Genomic DNA, 15,525 nt, shown 5'->3' with positions numbered 1-15,525 from the left:
TCACGGCCGCAGGTCTGCAGCCTCCCCAGGTGACCTTGCCACACCCGCGCCGCGGCGGGGGCACAGGCAGCTGATCGACCTCGTCACGAGCTCGGTCAGCCGGCCGCAGCCGGGGCGTAGAGGTGGGGCGCCTGCTCGCGCAGCTCGGCGTCGAGAGCCGGGGCCAGGCTGCGCACGTAGGTCGCAGAGAGGTGGTCGTCGTCGCGATAGGTGACGATGTTGCCGATGACCGCCGGACAGACCTGGTCCGGGCAGTAGTAGCCGCTCAGGTCGATGTGCCCGACACCCTCGGGCGGTTCGGCCAGCTCGCCCCAGGGGTTGGTCTCGGCCAGGACCAGCCGGCCGGGCTCGTGCCGCGCGATGTCGCAGTCGGACGGGTGGCCCGCCGCGGCGAGGCAGTCGCCCATGTGCTCCGGGCGGCGGGGGTTGTCCCGCAGGGTCACCACCGGGATGTCTCGCTCGCGCAGCGCGGCGATCTGGTCGAGGAAGCCGAGCGGGGTGCTCTCCGGGCTCACCCGCGTCGTCGTCCCGATGGTGACCACCAGGTCGGGGTCGAGGCCGTCCAGGACGTCGATGATCTCGTCGTTCCAGGCCACGCAGGTTGCGCTCACGTTGGCCGGGTCACGCGGCGGCGGGTACTGACCATCGTTCGTCGTGAGCTGGCACCCGGCCTTCTCGACGACGAGGAGCCGCCAGCCGTGCTCGCCTGCCAGCGAGCGCAGGGCGGGTGCCCACTGGGCCCCGTGCGAGCCGCCGGTCGCGACGACCACGGGCAGGTCCGACGCTCCGGGCGAGCCGGCGGGGTGCTCCGGGTCGTCGCAGACCAGCACCTCCTCGGTGCCCGACCCTTTGGCGCGCTGCCGGCAGGGCATCGGGTCGTGCTCTGGCAGGTCCTCGGCGAGCAGCTCCACGCTCGGGAGCGGGTCGACGTCGGATGGTGCCTGGACCGGCTGCGCCGGGCCGAGCACACGGCCCCCTGGGTAGCGCGTGGGATCGAGGTGTCCCAGCTCCGCGAGCTCTGCGACGCGGCGCTCCTCGCGCTCTGCCACCAGGGCGTGGGCCGTGCCCGCGCCGACGGCGATCACGCTCACGCCGGCCACGACGGCGAGGGTGGGGCGGGGAGTGAGCCATGAGGTCACCGGGCGCTCGAGCAGCCGGTTGGTCAGCCACGCCAGCACGGTCGAGACGAGCAGCAGCGCGACGGCCGCCGGCAACGAGATCCGGTCGCGGCCGGTCCCGACCAGCCAGAGCACGAGGAGCGGCCAGTGCCAGAGGTAGAGGGAGTAGGAGACGTCCCCGATCCACTGCAGCGCGCGGGTCTGCAGCAGCTCCGTAACACCCCAGCGCGCCGGGTGCTCCGCAAGCATCACGAGGACGAAGCCGAGGACCGGCCACCATGCCCACGGTCCGGGGAAGAGTGCGCCGCCGTCCAGGACGAAGCCGCAGCTGACGATCAGACCGAGGCCGAGCCACCCGGCGACCGGCCGCACCGCTCGGGGCAGCAGGGCAGGTGAGACGAGGGCCAGGAGCGCGCCGGCCCCGAGCTCCCACAGGCGGGTGCCGGTGTGGAGGTAGGCGCGGGCCTGGTCGCTGCCGTGCATCTGGACCGCGAGGAGGGAGGACGCCGCGATGACCGCGGCGGTGACGAGGACCATCGCCGCGCGCGGCTGGACCCTGAGTGCGCGCGCCGCAGCGACGGTGAGCATCGTGAGCAGCGGCCACAGCAGGTAGAACTGGCCCTGGACCGACAGCGACCAGATGTGCTGGAACGGGCTGGTCGCCGGGCCCGCCGCGGCGTACTCGAGCTGGTTGGTGATGAGCTCCCAGTTCTCCTGGTAGAGCAGCGAGGCGGCCGCCTCGCGCAGCAGGGCGACGTGGCGACCTGGGGGAAGCAGCGCCAGGCCGGCGGCGGTGACGGTGGCCACGACGAGCGCCAGCGGCGGCAGCAACCGGCGGGCGAGCCGTCCGAGGTAGCGCACCGGGTCGATCAGCCCGTCGTTCTCTGCAGCCTCGCGCAGCAGCATGCCGGTGAAGAGGAATCCCGACACGGCGAGGAAGACATCGATCCCGCCGGACACCCGGCCGCCACCGAAGAGGTGGAACAGGACGACGAGGGCGATCGCCAACCCGCGCAGGCCGTGCAGCTCGGGGCGATAGCGGCGCTCGGGCACGCCCTTCGCCATACCTGCACCTTTCGCTCGCCTGCAGCCATCACCTCCGCACCGGGTGCAGAGCTCTGGGGGCAGCTCTCGGGCCTCCGTCGAGCGGGGCTGCGCACCGGGCGGCTGGGCCCGAGGTGAGAGACTGCACCTCGGCATGAACGAGACCCTGGAACCCTTGCGCACCGCTGTCGCCGAGATGGACGTCGTCCGTCGACTCGGTGAACACCTCGTGACGACGGACGAGCTGGACATCAGCCTGCCCCCGGGATTGCGCGCGCCGGTGATCTCGCTCCTGCGTCGCCCCGCCGACCCGGCGGCGAAGGGGGTGAGCCCCCTCCTTGTCGTGACCTCGACCGCGCGGGAGGCCGACGACGTCGCCACCGCCCTGCGCTGCCTCCTCTCGGAGAGCGAGGTCGTCACCTTCCCGAGCTGGGAGACCCTGCCGCACGAGCGGCTCAGCCCCCGCAGCGACACCGTCGGTCGGCGGCTCGCCGTGCTGCGCCGCCTGGCCCATCCCGACCCGACCGATCCCGAGCACGGCGAGATCGGGGTCGTCGTCGCCTCCGTGCGCGCCGTGCTGCAGCCGCTCGTCGCCGGCCTGGGTGACCTGGCTCCGGTCAGCCTCTCGGCGGGGGAGGAGCGCGAGCTCACCGAGGTGGCCGAGGCGCTCGCGGCCGCGGCGTACGTGCGCACCGACCTCGTGCAGCGGCGGGGGGAGTTCGCCGTGCGCGGTGGCATCCTCGACGTCTTCCCGCCGACGGAGGAGCACCCGCTGCGGGTGGACTTCTTCGGCGACACCGTCGAGTCGGTGCGCCACTTCGCCGTCGCCGACCAGCGCAGCCTCGGCGAGGCCCACTCCGTCTGGGCCCCACCCTGCCGCGAGGTGCTGCTCACCGACTCCGTGCGCCGCCGCGCCGCCGAGCTGGCCGAGCAGCTGCCCGGGGTCTCGGACATGCTGCACAAGGTCGCCGAGGGCATCGCTGTCGAGGGCATGGAGTCCCTCGCGCCGGCCCTCGTGGACGGGATGGAGTCGCTGCTCGACGTCCTGCCCGACGGGAGCCGGGTCACGGTCGTCGACCCCGAGCGGGTGCGCTCGCGGGCGCACGACCTCGTCTCGACGAGCGAGGAGTTCCTCCAGGCCAGCTGGGCCAATGCCGCTGCCGGCAACGCGGTGCCCGTCGACCTCGAGTCGGTGCTCGGCACCGCCTCGCACTGGACCCTCGCCCACGCACGGGACCACGCGCTCGAGCTCGGCCACGGCTGGTGGACGCTCACCCCCTTCGCCGTGGACCCGGACCTCGCCACCGAGGAGGGCCGGCTCGACGACGCCGCGGACCACGACCACGTCGCCCTGCACGTCCCCGCGGTCGAGCCGCCGCGCTTCCGCGGCAGCACCGAGCAGGCCGTCGCCCAGGTCAAGGAGTGGCACGAGGCCGGGTGGCGGGTGCTCATCGCGACCGACGGCGCCGGTCTCGCCGACCGGGTCAGCGAGGTGCTCGCCGACCACGACGTGCCGAGCCGTCACTCCGGCGAGCTGACCCCGGACGCGGTCTCGGTCGTCGTCGCCCCCCTCGGCACCGGCTTCGTCGCCGAGGAGGACCGTCTGGTCGCCCTCGCCGAGGCCGATCTGCTCGGCACGAGCAGCACCGTCGGCTCCACCCGGGACATGCGGCGGATGCCGTCGCGACGCCGCAACCAGGTCGACCCGCTCCAGCTCAGCCCTGGCGACTTCGTCGTGCACGAGCAGCATGGCGTTGGCGCCTTCGTCGAGATGATCCAGCGCACCGTCTCCGGCGCCACCCGTGAGTACCTCGTGCTCGAGTACGCCCCGAGCAAGCGAGGCCAGCCCGGCGACCGGCTCTTCGTGCCCACCGACCAGCTCGACCAGGTCACCCGCTACGTCGGCGGAGAGACCCCGACCCTGAGCCGGATGGGTGGGAGCGACTGGGCGAAGACGAAGTCGCGGGCGCGCAAGTTCGTCAAGCAGATCGCCGCCGAGCTGATCCGCCTCTACAGCGCCCGGATGGCGACCAAGGGCCACGCCTTCGCCCCCGACACCCCCTGGCAGCGCGAGCTCGAGGACGCCTTCGCCCACATCGAGACCCCCGACCAGCTGAGCAGCATCGACGAGGTCAAGGCCGACATGGAGCGAGCGGTGCCGATGGACCGGCTCGTCTGCGGTGACGTCGGCTACGGCAAGACCGAGATCGCGGTGCGGGCGGCCTTCAAGGCGATCCAGGACGGCAAGCAGGTCGCCGTGCTCGTCCCGACGACCCTCCTCGTCCAGCAGCACCTCAGCACCTTCTCCGAGCGCTACGCCGGCTTCCCGGTCACCGTCCGCGCGCTCAGCAGGTTCCAGACCGAGAAGGAGGCCAAGGAGGTCGTCGCCGGCCTCGCCGACGGCAGCATCGACCTCGTCATCGGCACCCACCGCCTGCTCGGGTCGGAGGTGAAGTTCAAGGACCTCGGGCTGGTCGTCATCGACGAGGAGCAGCGCTTCGGTGTCGAGCACAAGGAGCAGCTCAAGGCGATGCGCACCGCTGTCGACGTCCTCGCGATGTCGGCCACCCCGATCCCGCGCACCCTGGAGATGGCGGTCACCGGCATCCGCGAGATGTCCACGCTCGCGACCCCGCCGGAGGAGCGTCACCCGGTGCTCACCTTCGTCGGGCCGGCCGAGGACAAGCAGGTCGCCGCCGCCCTCCGGCGCGAGCTGATGCGCGAGGGGCAGGTCTTCTACATCCACAACAACGTCTCGACCATCGAGCGGACCGCCGCGCACCTGCGCGAGCTCGTGCCCGAGGCACGCATCGAGACCGCCCACGGCAAGATGGGCGAGCACCGCCTCGAGCAGGTCGTGCTCGACTTCTGGGAGCGCCGCGTCGACGTGCTCGTGTGCACCACCATCGTCGAGACGGGGCTGGACATCTCCAACGCCAACACCCTCATCCTCGACCGCGCCGACAAGCTCGGCCTCTCCCAGCTGCACCAGCTGCGCGGCCGGGTCGGGCGCGGTCGAGAGCGGGCCTACGCGTACTTCCTCTACCCGCCGGACAAGCCGCTCACCGAGACCGCGCACGACCGGCTGCAGACCATCGCGGCCAACACCGACCTTGGCTCCGGCATGCAGGTCGCGATGAAGGACCTCGAGATCCGCGGCGCGGGCAACCTCCTCGGCGGCGAGCAGTCCGGTCACATCGCGGGTGTCGGGTTCGACCTCTACGTCCGGATGGTCGGCGACGCCGTCGCCGACTTCAAGGGCGAAGGGGACTCGGCGCCGGCCGAGGTGAAGATCGAGCTGCCGGTCGACGCCCACCTGCCGCACGACTACATCCCCGGCGAGCGGCTCCGGCTCGAGGCCTACACCAAGCTGGCCGCAGCGGCGTCCGACACCGACGTCGACGAGGTCGTCGCCGAGCTCACCGACCGCTACGGGCCGCCCCCCGAGACAGTGCTGGGCCTGGTCTCGGTCGCTCGCCTGCGCATCGTCGTGCGGCGCGCCGGGCTGAGCGAGGTCGTCGCGCAGGGCCAGCAGGTGCGCTTCGCCCCGGTCACGCTGCGCGAGTCCCAGCAGCTGCGCCTCTCTCGCGTCTACCCGCGCTCGCTTTACAAGGAAGGCACCCAGACCGTGCTCGTCCCCAAGCCCACCACTGCTCGGATCGGCGGGGCCCCCCTTCGCGACCAGGCGGTCCTGGACTGGGCCGCCGAGCTGATCCGTTCGGTGATCCTGGACGAGGTGGGGGACACTGGGGGAGCGGCCCTCACCTCTGCTACCGGAAGGACACCCTCGTGACCGGACGCAACCGTCTCGCCACCATCTCCTTGGCGCTCGCCACCGGCCTCGGCCTCGCGGGGTGCGCCGGCGCCGGCGGCGATCGCCCCGAGTCCCTCGGGCAGACCTCACCGCGCGAGCCCGCGGCGACCGTCGACGACTTCACCGTGAGCGTGGGTGACGTGCAGTCGGCGACGAAGGCGTCGAACGAGTTCATCGCCAAGCAGGGCGGTCAGTCCACCCTGACCACCTCCGACGTGCTCGGCACCCTGATGTTCGCCCCGCAGATCCTCGAGACGGCCCAGGACGCCGGGCTCTCGGTGCCGTCGGCGAAGACGGTGCAGCAGGCCCTGGGCCAGCTCGAGATCGACAGCTCGGTCGGTGCCGTGGAGTTCATCCGCGCCCAGTCGGTGCGCGAGCAGATGTCGCCCGAGCAGCTGGCGAGCGTCTCGGAGGAGCTCGACGACGCCGACATCTCGGTCAACCCCCGGTACGGCTCCTTCGACCCGGCGAAGGGGTTGCAGGACTCCCAGCCCGACTGGCTCGCCCCCGTCGAGCAGGACGACGCCCCCGGGTCGTGACCGGCGAGGTCCACCTCCTCACCGCCAGCCCGCGGGTCGCAGCGGGACTGCTCAGCGCGACCGCCTGGCGGCGCCTCGCCACCGCCCGCACCCGCCTCGCCCGGCTCGCGGACGAGCCCCTCGCCGCGGCGGTGCAGGCCGCGGGTCACCCGGTTGTCGAGGTCGGTGACCTCAGCGACGCGGAGGTGGTCCAGCGCCTTCGCGCGGCCGCCGCCGAGGGCGACGTCGTCTGGCTCTGCGACGGCGATGCGACCCTGGTGAGCCAGGCCTGCCGCGATGCGCTGCTGCCCGTCGCCCCCCTCGCCGGCAGCTGGGACCTGCCCGGCGCCCACCTCCTCGACGCGGTCGCCGTGATGGACCGCCTGCGCAGCCCCGGCGGCTGCCCCTGGGACGCCGAGCAGACCCACGAGACCCTCGCCCCGTACGCGGTCGAGGAGGCGGGCGAGGTCGCCGAGGCGATCGCGGGCCTCGCGGACGGGTCGCATCGCTACGAGGACCTCAAGGAAGAGCTGGGAGACCTGCTGCTCCAGGTGCTCTTCAACGCTCGGGTCGCCGCCGAGGGCAGCCACCCGGCTGCCCACGGGCGGACCGAGGCCGACACCCCCTTCGCCATCGACGACGTCGCCGACACCCTCGTGGCCAAGCTGGTCCGCCGGCACCCGCACGTCTACAGCGGGTCGAGCGCCTCGACCCCGGAGGAGGTCGAGGCGCAGTGGGCGGCGATCAAGGCGGACGAACGCACTGACCGAGCCCATCGGCGGCGTGCTGCGAATAGCGGTCACGCGCGGTCGTCAACTAACGAGTGATCAAGGAGTTCAGTGTGCGAGTCGTAGTCATCGGTGACGTCAGCAAGTCCGGGAACTACCACCTCGGAGATGAGGCCATGACAGAGGTGGCGATCACCCAGCTGAAGCAACGCGGCGCAGATGTCACCCTCGTCTCCGGCGACCCTCAGCTGTCGGCGGAGCACTACGCAACCGCGACCGTGCCACGGCTGGGCCTGCGGGGTGTTCCCCGGCCGAAGAAGCTGAGGTTGATGAAGGCGCTCGAGAATGGACTGCGGGGAGAGGGCGAGGTCCCAGAGTCGATGCGATCGGCAGTAGACGCTGTAAGTAGCGCCGACGCCGTGGTTATCGCTGGGGGTGGCAACCTGAACTCGTCGGGTGAGCACCACCTTTTCGATCGCCTGGCGCTATCGCGCATCGCGGCCTTCCATGAGGTCCCGCTGTACGTCTCCAGCCAGTCGGTCGGGCCACACCTGTCGACGCAGGATCGAGAGATTGTCAAGGAGATCGCCGACCGAGCTGTGGTCTTCGGAGTTCGTGAACGCACATCCGCCCAGCTGATGAGAACACTTGTTGCGCGTCCCGAGGCGGTCGTGCTCACCTACGACGACGCGGTCCTCATCCCGCAAACCGATTCGACGGTACCGGAGGTGGATGTCTCCTTGCCGTCCAGGTTCGTCATAGGCAGTTTCACAGTCCACCCCGGTGCGACTCTGATGCGTCCGCAGGAGTACTACAGGACGATCGCCACGGCTCTGGACCACATCGTGGCCAGCTGTGATGTCGACATCGTCCTGGCGCCCCATACAGGGGCCCTTGGTGCCCGTGACCGCCAGGATCAGGACTGCCAAGGTCACGCGCACATTAGTAATCTCATGACGAGCTCCCGGGTTCACGAACTTCCGGTCCTCTCGGCAGCGCAGGTGGCGCGGGTGACCTCTGCGGCCGAGTTCACAGTGTCCACCCGATACCACCCGCTCGTCTTCGGCCCAGCGGTCGGCGTTCCCGCCATCGGTCTGGTGACCAGCCATTACTCGATGATCCGGATGCGCGGCGCTCTTGAGCACTTCGGCATGAGCACGTTCGCAGTCCCCTTCGAGGGCTGGAACGGAGTGTTCGGTCAGAAGCTCGTGGACGAGTTGATGGATGATCGCGCCCAGCTCAGCGCACATCTGAAGGAGGCTGGTCAGGCGGCGGGGCGTCACCAGGTGCAGTGGTGGGACGGCATCGTCGCCAGCATCCACGGCACCGGAGATGTCATGACCGAGGACGTTCCGATCACGACGCAGCCCTACCGGTGGGGGACGGCTCAAGATCAGGAGGCATTAGCGGTCTTCACCGGCGTCCACGACGCCTTGAACCGAACCCGGCAGAACTTGACGCTGGAGGTGAAGGAGCGGCGACGCGATCATAAGGCCATGGCGCAGACAGTTCTTCAGCTGAGCCGCAAGGGCGAACAGTTGGAGGACAGGTGCGACCGGCTCCAGCGGGAACTCGAGAAGAGCAAGAAGGACGCGTCAAGCGCGCAGCGTTCGTTGCAACGGCAGATCGAGGAGATCCGGAAGAAGCAGCGCCTCCCCGGAGCCGCGATGAGAGACCAGGCGCGGCTCAGGATTCGCAGCTGGCGCGACAAGAGAGCGTAGGACACGAGTGGCAGGCCGGGCGGTGGGCGCCGCCAGGTGCCGGATGCGATGGACTGCGCTACCCGCGAGTAAGGTCGTGCTCGGGACAGGAGGGCAGGCATGACCCAGCACGTGAGCGAGTGGGCAGGTACTCGGACCTCGGCGGCGGACCCCGCACCTGCCCTTCGGTGGGAGCGACCAGTCCGGGGTGGGGAGGTACAAGGGCGTCGCCGGTCTTCGGTCCTTCACCAACGCCACGTCGGTCGTCCTCGACAAGGACAGCGCCAGCATCGAGGCCAGCTGGTTTCCCTACACGCGCACGAAGTACGACCTCTTCATCAGGAAGATGGAGGCCTGGTTCTCCGACGGCCCTATCCGCCTACCCCGGTTCGGGGTCCTGGTGCCCTCCCCCTTCGCACCTGCCAAGGCTCGTACCCATTCCCTCCCGGGCGGTGACCCGATCAGGTCCTCGCCACCGCCGCGCGTCGGTCGGCGGAACCGGCCTGCACCCCGGATAGCCTCGGCTCTAGGCTCGAGGGGAGGCATCGACCTTCGCCTCCCCCTTCGTCCACCCGACAGGAGTGACACCACGTGGCCACCATCGAAGCCATCGGCGCCCGCGAGATCCTGGACTCGCGCGGCAACCCCACGATCGAGGTCGAGGTCGCGCTCGACGACGGCACGATCGCCCGCGCGGCGGTCCCCTCAGGAGCCTCCACCGGCGCCTTCGAGGCGGTAGAGCGCCGCGACGGCGACAAGAAGCGCTACCTCGGCAAGGGCGTGCAGGACGCGGTCCGGGCGGTCGAGGACGACCTTACGCCGCAGCTCGTCGGGTTCGAGGCGAGCGATCAGCGCCTCGTCGACGGCGAGATGTTGAGCATCGACGGCACCGACAACAAGGGCACGATCGGCGCCAACGCCATCCTCGGCGTCTCCCTCGCCGTCGCCAAGGCCGCCGCCGACTCCGCCGGTCTGCCCCTCTTCCGCTACGTCGGTGGCCCCAACGCGCACCTGCTGCCCGTGCCGATGATGAACATCCTCAACGGCGGCAGCCACGCCGACTCCAACGTCGACATCCAGGAGTTCATGATCGCCCCGATCGGCGCCGACTCCTTCCGGGAGGCGCTGCGCTGGGGCACCGAGGTCTACCACTCGCTCAAGGCGGTGCTCAAGGACAAGGGCCTGTCCACCGGCCTCGGCGACGAGGGCGGCTTCGCGCCCAACCTCGGCTCCAACCGCGAGGCGCTCGACCTCATCATCGAGGCGATCAAGAAGGCCGGCTACCAGCCCGGCTCCGAGATCGCCCTGGCCCTCGACGTCGCCGCCAGCGAGTTCTGCGACAAGGGCAAGTACACCTTCGAGGGCAAGAAGAAGTCGGCCAAGCAGATGGTCGACTACTACGCCGAGCTCGTCGCGGACTACCCGCTCGTCTCGATCGAGGACCCGCTCGACGAGGACGACTGGAAGGGCTGGGCGCAGATCACCGAGCAGCTCGGCGAGCAGGTCCAGCTCGTCGGCGACGACCTCTTCGTCACCAACCCGCAGCGACTGCAGCGCGGTATCGACGAGGGGTGCGGCAACGCCCTGCTCGTCAAGGTCAACCAGATCGGCTCGCTCACCGAGACCCTCGACGCCGTCGCGCTCGCCCAGACCAACGGCTTCCGCTGCATGATGAGCCACCGCTCCGGCGAGACCGAGGACGTGACGATCGCCGACCTGGCCGTCGCGACGAGCTGCGGTCAGATCAAGACCGGCGCGCCGGCCCGCTCCGAGCGCGTCGCGAAGTACAACCAGCTCCTGCGGATCGAGGAGGAGCTCGACGATGCCGCGACCTACGCGGGGGCGGGCGCCTTCCCGAGGTTCTCGGCGCGCTGATGACCCCTCCGACGCAGCGACGCCCCGCCACCCGGCGAGCCCCCGGCTCGCGACCGCCCGGCCGCAAGGCCACGGCGGGGCGGTCGCGTGCGTCGGGTCGCCCCCTTCGCCCGTCCACGACGAAGGGGGCCGCCACCCGGCCGCGGATGACCCCGCAGCGGTGGATCGGGCTGTGCTGCGTCGTCGTGCTGCTGGGGATGATGCTCGTGCCGGCGTCGATGAGCTATCTCGAGCAGCGCTCCCGGATCGCAGCGCTGCGCGAGGACGTCGCCACCCAGGAGCAGGCGGTCGCCGACCTCAAGCGCGAGAAGGAGCTGTGGGCCACCGACGAGTACGTCGAGGCCCAGGCCCGGGAGCGGCTGAAGTTCGTCAAGGTCGGTGACAAGGCGTACACGGTCATCGACGCCGATCCCGGTGAGGACGACGCGATCGACCCGCAGACCGGGGCCGCGACCGGTGAGCCCGCCGGGCCGTGGTACGAGCGCCTGAGTGCCTCGCTCGAGGCCGCCGACGCCCGTCCGGCCCAGCCCTGATGCCCCCGCTCGACGAGCACGGCAACGACCTGGCCCGGATCACGCCCGACGACGTCGCCTGGGTCAGTCGTCAGCTCGGCCGCCCTGCACGCGCCGCCGTCGAGGTGGCGGCGCGGTGTCCCTGCGGCTGCCCCGCCGTCGTGCGCACCATGCCCCGCCTGCCCGGAGGGACGCCCTTCCCGACGAGCTTCTACGCCACCTGCCCGCGGCTCACCGGTGCCATCTCGACCCTGGAGAGCGAAGGGGTGATGGCCCGGATGAGCGAGCGGCTCGCCACCGACGAGGAGTGGGCGGCCGCCTACCGCTCGGCGCACGAGGACTACCTGAGGCGGCGGGCCGAGCTGGGCGAGGTTCCCGAGATCGAGGGCATCTCCGCCGGGGGGATGCCGACCCGGGTCAAGTGCCTGCACGTCCTCGTCGCCCACTCCCTCGCCGTGGGCCCGGGGGTGAACCTGCCAGGTGACGAGGCTCTGGCCATGCTGCCGCGGTGGTGGCAGGACGGCTGCTGCGAGGCGACGGAGGAAGGACAACGATGAGGGTCGGAGCGATCGACTGCGGGACCAACTCGATCCGTCTGCTCGTCGCAGACGTGCCGGAAGACGCGGCCGAGGTCGGCTCGTTGGCCGACGTCGTGCGGCGCACCGAGGTGGTGCGGCTCGGGCAGGGGGTGGACCAGACCGGGCGGCTGGACCCCGAGGCGCTGGAGCGCACGCTGCGGGTGGCCGCCGAGTACGCGCAGACCTGCCAGGCCGAAGGGGTGAGCGCGGTCCGCTTCGTCGCGACGTCGGCGAGCCGTGACGCGTCGAACGCCGACGAGTTCTTCGACGGGGTGCGCTCGGCCTTCGCCGAGCACGGTCTCGAGGTGGCCCCCGAGGTGATCTCTGGCGACGAGGAGGCCGATCTGGCCTTCGCGGGAGCGACGAGCGGGCTGGGTGAGCTGGGCATCGACGGGCCGGTGCTCGTCGTCGACATCGGCGGGGGGTCCACCGAGCTGGTCCGCGGCACGGACGCGGTGGCCGAGCGGGTCTCGCTCGACATCGGGTCGGTCCGGCTCACCGAACGGCACCTGCGCTCGGACCCGCCGACCACCGAGGAGGTCGAGGGGGCGCGCTGGGACATCGCCACCGCGCTGGACCACGCCGAGACCCGGGTCGGGCTGGGCTCGGTCTCCGCGGTGGTCGGTCTCGCCGGCTCGGTCGCGACGGTGACCGCCCACGCCTTCGGGCTGCGCAGCTACGACCACGACCAGATCCATCTCGCCCGGATGACCCCCGCCGACGTGCTCCACTGGGCGGCGGACCTGCTCGTGACCGACCGGGACGCCCGGGCGGCGCTGCCGTACATGCACCCCGGGCGCGTCGACGTCATCGGCGCGGGGGCGCTCATCTGGCACGAAACCATTGCCCGGGTCGCCGAGGTCAACGGACCCGACCTGCCGGTCATCACCAGCGAGAAGGACATCCTCGACGGCATCGCCTTCTCCGCCGCCGCCCACGCCGTGGCCGGCGACTGACCCCCTTCGCCCGGCCGTTCCGCGCAAAGCGTCGCGGCTCCACAAGACCCAGCTGGCTGGGTTTCGTGGCCGGCCAGGGCTGTGAATAACCCAGGAGGGCGAAGGGGGGAGAGCCGCCACAGTGGTCCCATGGAGGAGTTCCGCGACGCCTTGGCGGCTCGAGCGATCAACAGCGTGCTCATGACCAGCGACGCCGAGGAGGTAGGTCTGAGCAGGTTCGACCTCGGTCCGCACGCCAACGAGCTGGGCATCCGGCGTGTGGTTCGTGGAGCGTGGACGACCACCACCGAGGCGAACCCCGAGACCTGGCACCTCATCCGTGCGATAGCGCTCATGCGCCGTCAGGTCGGTGAAATCGGTGCGCACGGGCACACTGCCCTCCTGGTCCACGGGCTTCCTGTGGTGCGGGCAGGGCTCGACCGGGTTCATCTCTACAGTCCCCGCGCCTCCGCGACTCGACGGCGGGCGGATTACTCGGTGTGGGCCGGTTCGCACCCGCTTGAGCAGGTCATGAGGCACGACCTGCTCACCACTGCCGAGTCGACCGTCGGGGTCGCCGCCGCCATCGTGTGGTCCGGGGTGACGGGTAACCCATCGACGGCTCTGGTCGCAGCCGACGCGGCGCTTCGCCGGCGACTGGTCACCGAGGCTGATCTCGCCGTCGCCGCCAAAGCCCTGCCGCGCGGCGTCCGCGGAGTATCCGCAGTACGCGCGGCCGTGGCGCAGGCGGACAGTCGGCGTGAGTCACCGGGTGAGTCCCTGACAGCCCTGGTGTGCCAGCAGCTGGGCTTCGCCCTTCGTCCTCAGGTGGAAATCGGACCGTACCGGGTCGACTTCCTCATCGAGGGGACCAATGTGATCGTCGAATTCGACGGAGCGCTCAAGTACGACGACCGCGCGGCGCTTGTCCGGGAGAAGCGGCGGGAGGACGACCTCCGAGCCCGGGGGTATGTGGTCGTCCGCCTGATGTGGGACGACCTGCGCCAGCCGGCGGTCGTGGCGGAAAAGCTCCGCCGGGCCCTCATGGTCGCTGCCTGACCCCCTTCGCCCTAGGTCTGGTTGCGGCCCTGTTGCTCCACAACGCCCAGCTGGCTGGGTCTTGTGGACCTGGCTGGGTCTCGAAGGCCAGCCAGGTCCACGAAACCCAGCCGGCTGGGTTTCGTGGGTCGAGGCCTACGCTGGTCGGGCCCCCGTAGCCCAACTGGAAGAGGCCGGCGACTTAAACTCGCCAACGGTGCGGGTTCGACTCCCGTCGGGGGCACCGCCGAGGTCGTGCCACGATGGGCGCTATGCAGATGGCCAACCACATCACCGAGCTCATCGGGGACACCCCGCTCGTGCGGCTCAGCCGAGTCGTCCCGGAGGGCGCTGGTCTCGTCGCCGCCAAGGTCGAGTACCTCAACCCCGGGGGGTCGGTGAAGGACCGGATCGCGGTGAAGATGATCGACGCCGCCGAGGCTTCTGGGGAGCTGCAGCCCGGCGGCACCATCGTCGAGCCGACGTCGGGCAACACCGGGGTGGGACTGGCCCTGGTGGCCCAGCAGCGTGGCTACCGCTGCGTCTTCGTCTGCCCCGACAAGGTCGGCCAGGACAAGATCGACGTGCTGCGCGCCTACGGGGCCGAGGTCGTCGTGACCCCCACGTCCGTCCCGCCGGACCACCCGGACAGCTACTACTCGGTCTCGGACCGCATCGCCGCGCAGACCCCGGGCGGCTGGAAGCCGAACCAGTACGAGAACCAGAACGGCCCGGCCAGCCACTACGAGAGCACCGGCCCGGAGATCTGGGAGCAGAGCGAAGGGGAGATCACTCACCTCGTCGCCGGCGTCGGTACCGGCGGGACGATCACCGGGACCGGTCGCTACCTCAAGGAGGTCTCGCAGGGTCGGGTCAGGGTGGTCGGAGTCGACCCGGAGGGCAGCGTGTACTCCGGTGGCACCGGCCGCCCGTACCTCGTCGAGGGCGTCGGTGAGGACATGTGGCCCGGCGCGTATGACCCGAGCGTGCCCGACGAGGTGATCGCGGTGAGCGACGCCGAAGCCTTCGCGATGACGCGTCGGCTCGCGCTCGAGGAGGGCCTGCTCGTCGGCGGCTCCTGCGGCATGGCGGTCGTCGGGGCGCTGCGGGTGGCCCAGCGCGAGCCCGACGCGAAGATCGTCGTCATCCTCCCCGACGGAGGCCGGGGCTACCTCGGCAAGATCTTCGACGACACCTGGATGGCGTCCTACGGCTTCACCACCGGCGACGGCGACTCGACCACCGTCGCGGATGTCCTCCGGGCGAAGGGGGGAGAGATGCCCACCCTGGTGCACACCCACCCGAGCGAGACCATCCGCGACGCCATCGAGATCCTGCGCGAGTACGGCGTCTCCCAGATGCCGGTCGTCGGTGCCGAGCCGCCGGTGATGCTCGGCGAGGTGGCGGGCGCGGTCACGGAGCGGGACCTGCTCGCGAAGGTCTTCTCGGGGCAGGCCTCCCTGGCCGACCCGGTGAGCAAGCACATGAGCGACCCGCTGCCGCAGATCGGCGTCGGGGAGGCGTCGGCCGACGCGGTGAGCGCGCTGGAGGAGCACGACGCCCTGCTCGCCGTCGACGGCGGCAAGCCGGTCGGCGTGCTGACCCGGGCAGACCTGCTCGGGCACGTCTTCGACCGTGCCCAGACCACCGGAGCGAAGGGCTGAG

Annotated in this window: 11 protein-coding genes and 1 tRNA gene; 11 read left to right on the top strand and 1 reads right to left on the bottom strand. The window is 71.0% G+C overall.

The features are described from left to right. Positions 1–95: 95 nt before the first annotated feature. Positions 96–2,183: an acyltransferase family protein gene (locus FB557_RS05550; protein ID WP_170236207.1), complete on the bottom strand. Its 2,088-nt coding sequence runs from the start codon at positions 2,181–2,183 to the stop codon at positions 96–98. A gap of 133 nt (positions 2,184–2,316) precedes the next feature. On the opposite strand from FB557_RS05550, the gene mfd reads away from it, so the two are divergent. The 11 genes from mfd to FB557_RS05495 all read left to right on the top strand — a co-directional run bounded on the left by mfd (position 2,317) and on the right by FB557_RS05495 (position 15,524). Further along, complete coding sequence (gene mfd / locus FB557_RS05545; protein ID WP_144856447.1) at positions 2,317–5,955, top strand: transcription-repair coupling factor; 3,639 nt, start codon at positions 2,317–2,319, stop codon at positions 5,953–5,955. After that, positions 5,952–6,515: a hypothetical protein gene (locus FB557_RS05540; protein ID WP_144856445.1), complete on the top strand. Its 564-nt coding sequence runs from the start codon at positions 5,952–5,954 to the stop codon at positions 6,513–6,515. The genes mfd and FB557_RS05540 overlap by 4 nt, the downstream gene beginning before the upstream one ends. Next, positions 6,512–7,321, top strand: coding sequence for a MazG nucleotide pyrophosphohydrolase domain-containing protein (locus FB557_RS14510; protein ID WP_144856443.1), 810 nt, complete (start codon positions 6,512–6,514; stop codon positions 7,319–7,321). The genes FB557_RS05540 and FB557_RS14510 overlap by 4 nt, the downstream gene beginning before the upstream one ends. A gap of 14 nt (positions 7,322–7,335) precedes the next feature. Next, a complete protein-coding gene (locus FB557_RS05530; RefSeq protein WP_144856441.1) occupies positions 7,336–8,943 on the top strand; it encodes a polysaccharide pyruvyl transferase family protein in 1,608 nt (535 codons plus the stop codon). Positions 8,944–9,513: 570 nt separating this feature from the next. After that, positions 9,514–10,797 (top strand): phosphopyruvate hydratase, encoded by a 1,284-nt coding sequence (eno, locus tag FB557_RS05525; RefSeq protein WP_144856439.1) that lies wholly within the window; start codon positions 9,514–9,516, stop codon positions 10,795–10,797. Positions 10,798–10,943: 146 nt separating this feature from the next. Then, positions 10,944–11,330, top strand: coding sequence for an FtsB family cell division protein (locus tag FB557_RS05520; RefSeq protein WP_170236206.1), 387 nt, complete (start codon positions 10,944–10,946; stop codon positions 11,328–11,330). Further along, entirely contained in the window at positions 11,330–11,866 is a 537-nt protein-coding gene (locus FB557_RS05515) for a DUF501 domain-containing protein (protein WP_144856435.1), read from the top strand. Before FB557_RS05520 ends, FB557_RS05515 begins: the two co-directional genes overlap by 1 nt. Beyond that, a complete protein-coding gene (locus FB557_RS05510; protein WP_144856433.1) occupies positions 11,863–12,843 on the top strand; it encodes a Ppx/GppA phosphatase family protein in 981 nt (326 codons plus the stop codon). Before FB557_RS05515 ends, FB557_RS05510 begins: the two co-directional genes overlap by 4 nt. Positions 12,844–12,972: 129 nt before the next feature. Then, positions 12,973–13,881 carry an endonuclease domain-containing protein gene (locus FB557_RS05505; RefSeq protein WP_144856431.1) on the top strand — a complete coding sequence of 303 codons (909 nt, stop codon included), beginning with the start codon at positions 12,973–12,975 and terminating at the stop codon, positions 13,879–13,881. Between the two features lie 148 nt (positions 13,882–14,029). Beyond that, positions 14,030–14,104 (top strand) — tRNA-Leu (locus FB557_RS05500). A 28-nt stretch (positions 14,105–14,132) separates the two neighbouring features. After that, on the top strand, positions 14,133–15,524 hold the full coding sequence (locus FB557_RS05495; RefSeq protein ID WP_144857102.1) for a cystathionine beta-synthase: 1,392 nt from the start codon (positions 14,133–14,135) through the stop codon (positions 15,522–15,524). The last annotated feature ends 1 nt before the right edge of the window (position 15,525 follow it).

Source organism: Marihabitans asiaticum (genome assembly GCF_007828725.1).
GTDB classification, from domain to species: Bacteria; Actinomycetota; Actinomycetes; order Actinomycetales; family Dermatophilaceae; genus Marihabitans; species Marihabitans asiaticum.
The sequence above is the reverse complement of the archived record's forward strand: the minus strand, read 5'-3'. Positions and strand labels throughout refer to the sequence as shown.

Excerpts from the sequence above, each read along its gene's own strand:
- FB557_RS05550 (WP_170236207.1), bottom strand. The coding sequence starts at position 2,183 with ATGGCGAAGGGCGTGCCCGAGCGCCGCTATCGCCCCGAGCTGCACGGC.
- mfd (WP_144856447.1), top strand. The coding sequence starts at position 2,317 with ATGAACGAGACCCTGGAACCCTTGCGCACCGCTGTCGCCGAGATGGAC.
- FB557_RS05520 (WP_170236206.1), top strand. The coding sequence starts at position 10,944 with ATGACCCCGCAGCGGTGGATCGGGCTGTGCTGCGTCGTCGTGCTGCTG.
- FB557_RS05515 (WP_144856435.1), top strand. The coding sequence starts at position 11,330 with ATGCCCCCGCTCGACGAGCACGGCAACGACCTGGCCCGGATCACGCCC.
- FB557_RS05510 (WP_144856433.1), top strand. The coding sequence starts at position 11,863 with ATGAGGGTCGGAGCGATCGACTGCGGGACCAACTCGATCCGTCTGCTC.
- FB557_RS05505 (WP_144856431.1), top strand. The coding sequence starts at position 12,973 with ATGGAGGAGTTCCGCGACGCCTTGGCGGCTCGAGCGATCAACAGCGTG.
- FB557_RS05495 (WP_144857102.1), top strand. The coding sequence starts at position 14,133 with ATGCAGATGGCCAACCACATCACCGAGCTCATCGGGGACACCCCGCTC.